Origin of the sequence: Micromonospora sp. NPDC050695 (genome assembly GCF_040654415.1) — a bacterium.
Classification (GTDB): Bacteria; Actinomycetota; Actinomycetes; order Mycobacteriales; family Micromonosporaceae; genus Micromonospora.
The window spans coordinates 22,792-28,791 of the sequence record NZ_JBFAHZ010000065.1 but is presented as its reverse complement, the minus strand read 5'-3'; the positions used below and the strand labels follow the sequence as shown (position 1 = coordinate 28,791).

5 protein-coding genes are annotated in these 6,000 nt (G+C 71.6%); 1 reads left to right on the top strand and 4 read right to left on the bottom strand.

The window, feature by feature from the left end; translation table 11 throughout:
* Positions 1-225: 225 nt before the first annotated feature.
* Complete coding sequence (locus AB0H52_RS28620) at positions 226-753, bottom strand: MBL fold metallo-hydrolase (protein ID WP_357951319.1); 528 nt, start codon at positions 751-753, stop codon at positions 226-228.
* Between the two features lie 137 nt (positions 754-890).
* Here AB0H52_RS28620 and AB0H52_RS28615 point away from each other — a divergent pair, with 137 nt between their 5' ends.
* Positions 891-2,105 carry an NADP-dependent isocitrate dehydrogenase gene (locus AB0H52_RS28615; RefSeq protein WP_151491133.1) on the top strand — a complete coding sequence of 405 codons (1,215 nt, stop codon included), beginning with the start codon at positions 891-893 and terminating at the stop codon, positions 2,103-2,105.
* 278 nt (positions 2,106-2,383) lie between these two features.
* Here AB0H52_RS28615 and galT read toward each other — a convergent pair whose 3' ends face one another.
* The 3 genes from galT to cysC all read right to left on the bottom strand — a co-directional run bounded on the left by galT (position 2,384) and on the right by cysC (position 5,924).
* Positions 2,384-3,457 (bottom strand): galactose-1-phosphate uridylyltransferase, encoded by a 1,074-nt coding sequence (gene galT, locus AB0H52_RS28610; RefSeq protein WP_151491134.1) that lies wholly within the window; start codon positions 3,455-3,457, stop codon positions 2,384-2,386.
* Positions 3,454-4,278: a DeoR/GlpR family DNA-binding transcription regulator gene (locus tag AB0H52_RS28605; protein WP_357951323.1), complete on the bottom strand. Its 825-nt coding sequence runs from the start codon at positions 4,276-4,278 to the stop codon at positions 3,454-3,456. The genes galT and AB0H52_RS28605 overlap by 4 nt, the downstream gene beginning before the upstream one ends.
* A 116-nt stretch (positions 4,279-4,394) precedes the next feature.
* Positions 4,395-5,924, bottom strand: a complete 1,530-nt coding sequence (cysC, locus tag AB0H52_RS28600) for an adenylyl-sulfate kinase (RefSeq protein WP_151491135.1) — start codon at positions 5,922-5,924, stop codon at positions 4,395-4,397.
* Positions 5,925-6,000 lie beyond the last annotated feature (76 nt).

Below are 6,000 nucleotides of genomic sequence, written 5' to 3'. Positions count from 1 at the left end.
CCGCGCGCGACTCCCTCTGGGCGCCCGCCACCCCGGCCGCCCAATCGCGGGTCAACATCACCTCATTTTACTACCCAACCCACCTATCCGGGGTGGGGCCGGCCCCCCCGCCGGCGCGCCCCTCCGAGTCCCACCTACACCCGCCCACCCACCCACCGGTCTACCCACCGTTGATCATGAGGTTAGCGGGGGTGATGGGGATCAACGCCTTCGTCAACCTCATGATCAACTGGCCTTCAGGGCGGTGAACGGGTCGCTCAGGTGGGGGGTGGCCAGGACGGTCGGGGAGTGGGTGCGCAGGGCGGTCAGCCGGGAGGTGCGGGCCTGTTCCCGGTCCTCCTCATGGGCGTACGCCAGGTCCGGGTCGACGAGTTGCACCATGTGCACCAGCAGGTCGCCGGTGAGCAGCATCCGGTCGTCGACCGAGGTCACGAGCACCGACTGGTGGCCGGGCGTGTGGCCGGGGGTGGGCAGCAGTCGTACCGCCGGGGTCAGGTTTGTCGCACCGTCGACCACCCGGAGCTCGGCGTCGATCAGGGTGACCGGCCCGTCGCCGGAGCGGATCGCGAAGCTGCGGAACGTCAGCCACCACTGCCCGTCGGCGGTCACCGAGGCCGGGTCGCGCCGGTCGGCCTCCGCCCACTGGGCCGCCGTGGCGTGCGGGAACGCCTGCGTCCGGGGCTGGATGAAGGCACCCTCGGAGTCGGTGAGGGCAGTGACCGTGATAGACCCGAGGGTGCGGCTCACTGGCATCGGGCGATGATGCCAAGCATTTCCGTGCTGCGCAGCCCGGTTTCCGCCGGCCGGTCGAGGCCGGCTGGGGGCTGCCGGCCCAATTGCAGTACGCTCGTACTGCTTGAGCACGTGTCCCCCGAGAGGAGCGCCGGCCGATGGCGAAGATCAAGGTAAACAACCCGGTCGTGGAGCTCGACGGCGACGAGATGACCCGGATCATCTGGAAGCAGATCCGGGAGCAGCTGATCCTGCCCTACCTCGACGTCGACCTGCACTACTACGACCTGTCGATCCAGCACCGCGACGAGACCGACGACCAGGTCACCGTTGACGCCGCCAACGCCATCAAGGAGCACGGCGTCGGCGTCAAGTGCGCGACCATCACCCCGGACGAGGCCCGGGTGGAGGAGTTCGGCCTGAAGAAGATGTGGCGGTCGCCCAACGGCACCATCCGCAACATCCTCGGTGGCGTGGTCTTCCGCGAGCCGATCATCATGTCCAACGTGCCGCGGCTGGTCCCCGGCTGGACCAAGCCGATCATCATCGGCCGGCACGCCCACGGTGACCAGTACAAGGCCACCGACTTCGTCGTCCCCGGCCCGGGCACGGTGACCATCACCTACACCCCGGCCGACGGCGGCGCGCCGATGGAGATGGAGGTCGCCAACTTCCCCGGCGGCGGCATCGCCATGGGCATGTACAACTACGACGAGTCGATCCGGGACTTCGCCCGGGCGTCGTTCCGGTACGGGCTGGACCGCAACTACCCGGTCTACCTGTCCACCAAGAACACCATCCTCAAGGCGTACGACGGCCGGTTCAAGGACATCTTCGCCGAGGTGTTCGAGACCGAGTTCAAGGACGAGTTCGCCGCCGCCGGCATCACCTACGAGCACCGGCTCATCGACGACATGGTCGCCGCCGCGCTCAAGTGGGAGGGCGGCTACGTCTGGGCCTGCAAGAACTACGACGGTGACGTGCAGTCCGACACCGTCGCGCAGGGCTTCGGCTCGCTGGGTCTGATGACCTCCGTCCTGCTCTCCCCGGACGGCCGTACCGTCGAGGCGGAGGCCGCGCACGGCACGGTCACCCGGCACTACCGGCAGTACCAGAAGGGCGAGAAGACCTCGACCAACCCCATCGCGTCGATCTACGCCTGGACCCGGGGCCTGGCCCACCGGGGCAAGCTGGACGGCACGCCGGCGGTCACCGAGTTCGCCAACACCCTGGAGCAGGTCATCGTCGACACCGTCGAGGGCGGCCAGATGACCAAGGACCTCGCGCTGCTCATCTCGCGCGACGCCCCGTGGCTGACCACCGACGAGTTCATGAACGCGCTCGACGAGAACCTGGCCCGCAAGCTCGCCTGAGCCGGCAGATACCACAGCACCGGAGCCCGTCGGCAGGTGTCGGCGGGCTCCGGCGTGTCCAGTGCTCGACACACGGCCTCGGCGTCACCGCGCCCGGCGCGCCTCGTTGACCAGGGTGGACGAGATGCCAGTCGCGTCCAGGAAGGTTGACTTCGGTCGCCTCGCGGCAACGCCTGCCGATCAGCCAGCCTTCCCGGCTGTGTCGTGCACAGCCAGCCGTCCCTTCCCTGCGGGGGGCCCTGTCCCGGGCCCCCCGCGCCCTGTTCCCCGCCGGGGGGTCAGGCGGCGCGCAGCAATTCGGCGGCCCGCTCCGGCGAGATGTCGTTGATGAAGACACCCATCCCGGACTCGGAGCCCGCCAGGTACTTCAGCTTGTCCGTGGCCCGCCGGATGCTGAACAGCTGCAGGTGCAGGTGGCCCAACTCGCGGTCGACCCGCACCGGCGCCTGGTGCCACGCCGAGATGTACGGCATCGGCATGTCGAACAGCCCGTCGAAGCGGCGCAGCAGATCCAGGTAGAGCGGCCCGAAGGCGTCCCGCTCGCTGTCGCTGAGCGCCGGGATGTCCGGCACCACCCGGCGTGGCGCCACGTGCACCTCGAACGGCCAGCGGGCCGCCGCCGGGACGAACGCCGTCCAGTGCTCGTTCTCGGTGACCACCCGGTCGCCGGAGGCGCGTTCGGCGGCCAGCACGTCCGCGTACAGGTTGCCGCCGGTCCGCTCGGCGTGCCGGCGGGCCGCGGCCAGCAGCGCCCGGGTGCGCGGCGTCACGAAGGGGTACGCGTAGATCTGCCCGTGCGGGTGGTGCAGCGTGACACCGATCTCCACGCCCCGGTTCTCGAAGCAGAACACCTGCTCCACACCCGGCAGCTCGCCGAGCACCTCGGTCCGGTCGGCGAGCGCGTCCAGCACGGTGCGGACCCGGCTCGGGGGGAGGCTGGCGAACGAGGCGTTGTGGTCCGAGGTGAAGCAGACCACCTCGCACCTGCCCAGGCCGGGGCGGACCGGTGTGAACGGCGTGATCTCCCCGGGTTCGTCGGCCACCCGTCCACTCAGCGACGGGAACCGGTTCTCGAAGACGACCACGTCGTAGTCGGGGGCCGGGATCTCGGTCAGCCGGTCACCGACGGACGGGTCGAGCGGGCACTCGTTCGCCGGCGGGAGGAAGGTGCGGGTCTGCCGGTGCACGGCCACCGCCACCCATTCGTCGGTCAGCGGGTCGTAGCGCAGTTGGGAGGCGGGCGGCGGCGGCGGCAGGTCGCGGCGGTCCGGCTGGTCGCGTACGGCGTCGTCGCGCTCGTCGAAGTAGATCAGCTCCCGGCCGTCGGCCAGGTCGATCGCGGTGCGCTTCACGGCGCCGTCCCCTCACTCGTCGGCGTGCGCGTCGCGCGGCCTGCCCCCGTCGCCTTCACGATGATCAGTTCACCCACCTGTTCGTCGAGTACCCGTCGCGCGGGCGGAGGCAACGCCTCGTCGCTGACCAGTACGTGTGCCGCCGCCAGCGCGACGATCGAGGAGATGCCCACGGTGCCCCACTTGGTGTGGTCGGCGAGCACCACCAGCCGGTCGGCCGCCGCCACCAACGCCCGGTCGGTCTCCGCCTCCATGAGGTTGGGGGTGGTGAAGCCGGCCCGTTCGGTGATGCCGTGCACGCCCAGGAAGAGCAGATCCAGGTGCAGCGTCCGGATGGCGTCGACCGCGAGGGGGCCGACCAACGCGTCCGACGGTGTGCGTACGCCGCCGGTGAGCACGACCGTCTGGTCCGGTCGACCGCCGGCGTGCAGGATCTCGGCCACCGGCAGGGAGTTCGTCACCACGGTCAGGCCGGGCACGTCCACCAGCCTCCGGGCCAGTTCGGCGGTGGTGGTGCCGGCGGACAGCGCGACCGCCGCGCCGGGCCGGACGAGCTGTGCCGCCCGGTCGGCGATGGCCGCCTTCTCCGCCAGTTGGCGGACCGACTTGGCGTGGAAGCCGGGCTCGTCGGTCGAACTCGGGCCGGCCGTCGTGGCGCCGCCGTGCACCTTGGCCAGCAGGCCGCGCTCGTGCAGCGCCTCCAGATCGCGCCGGATCGTCATGTCGGAGACGCCGAACTCGGTGGCCAGGTCGGTCACCCGGACACCGCCGGCGGACCGGACCCGCTCCAGGATGGCCGTCTGCCGCTGCTGAGCGAGCATCTGCCGTGCCTCCCCGGGGTCCACACGTACTCTCACGCGGTCGAACGTGTTCCAACAAAGATGAACACTAGCGCGTGGCGGGTACCGGCGGAAGAAAAGGGGGGTGCGACGACGCCTCAGCTGGAGGGGATCTTCAATTCGACCCAGCCGGTCTCGGTCAGGTGGCTCAGCACCGCCTCCACCGCCTCCGGCACGCTCACATCGGTGGTGTCCAGCACCAGATCGGCGTCCGTCGGCACCTCGTACGGGTCGTCGATACCGGTCATCCCGGTGAGCAGGCCGGCGCGGGCCCGCGCGTACAGGCCCTTACGGTCCCGCTGCTCGCACACCTCCAGCGGGGTGGAGACATGCACCAGCACGAAGCCCGCCCCGGCGGCCAGGGCCATCTCCCGGGCGGTGGCGCGGGCCGCCGCGTACGGGGCGATGGGGCAGCACACGGCGACCCCCCGGTGTCGGGCGATCTCGGCGGCCACCCAGCCGATCCGGCGGACGTTGAGATCCCGGTCGGCCTTGCTGTAGCCCAGCCCGGCGGAGAGCTCCCGGCGCACCACGTCCCCGTCGAGCAGGGTCACCGTCCGCTCGCCGCTCTCCCGCAACGCGTCCGTCAGCCCCCGGGCCATGGTCGACTTGCCGGAGCCGGAGAGCCCGGTCAGGAAGACCACCAGCCCGCGATGCCGGCGCGCCGGACGGGCCTTGGCCAACTCCTTCGCCACCGCCGGCGGGGTGTGCCACTCCGGCAGCGGGAAACCCCGGTCGAGCAGATCGTCGATTTCATCCTGGGTCAGCGCGAGGCGACGGTTGCGCGGCGGGATGTCCTCCCGCCACCGCCACTGCCCGTCCCGGTTGTCGTACGCCAGCTCGCGCGGCACCAGCACCCGCAGCCCGGCACCGGAGAGCATCTCACCGGTGGAGAGCAGGTGGGTGACCCCGTACGCGGCGGAGACCCGGGCGCGCAGCAGCGCGTCGCTGATCTCCTCCCGCCGGTGCGACAACGGCACCGCGACCAGGGTGGCGGGCGGCATCCGGTCCCGGGCGGCGAAGATCGTGCGGACCAGTGCCTCCGGGGTGAGCCCACCGACTCCGCCCTCACCGACCGGGATCATCACCAGCAGGTGCGCGGCCAGGGTACGGGCGGCGTGGGCGATCTGGGCGAGCTGCGGCCGGTGCAGGGGCCGGTCGGCGATCACGCCGAGCACCCGGCCCGGGGGCAGCAGCGCGCGCACCTCCTCCGGGCTGCGGCGCAACCGATGGAACGGGCCGTGGCCGCCGTCGCCCAGCCGCCGGACCTGGCCACCGACGCCGGCCACGCCGTCGCGCACCGGCCAGACGTCCGACACGTCCAGGCCGGCGACGGGCGCGCCCTCGCCGTCGGTCAGCACCAGCGCCCGGCGGGCCGGGTCGCGGGGATCGAAGCCCTGGGCCAGCGCGGTCGGCACCTGGAGGGTCACCGCGACCTGCCACGGAGTGCCGTCGGCCAACCGGCCACGGCGGCTGACCGAGACCAGGTCGGCGCGGGTCATGAAACCGGTCAGCGGGGCGTACGCGCCGGTCAGCAGCAGCTCAAGATCCGCCAGCTCACCGGGACGCGGCGTGTACGCCGGCGCGCCCCGGAGCACCTCGTCGGGCAGCACCCAGCCGTTGCTCATCCACACCCCCCACTCGCTGACCGGCACACAGTTTCGCAGCCGACGGCCAATCGGTCGAGGGCGCCACTCCACGACC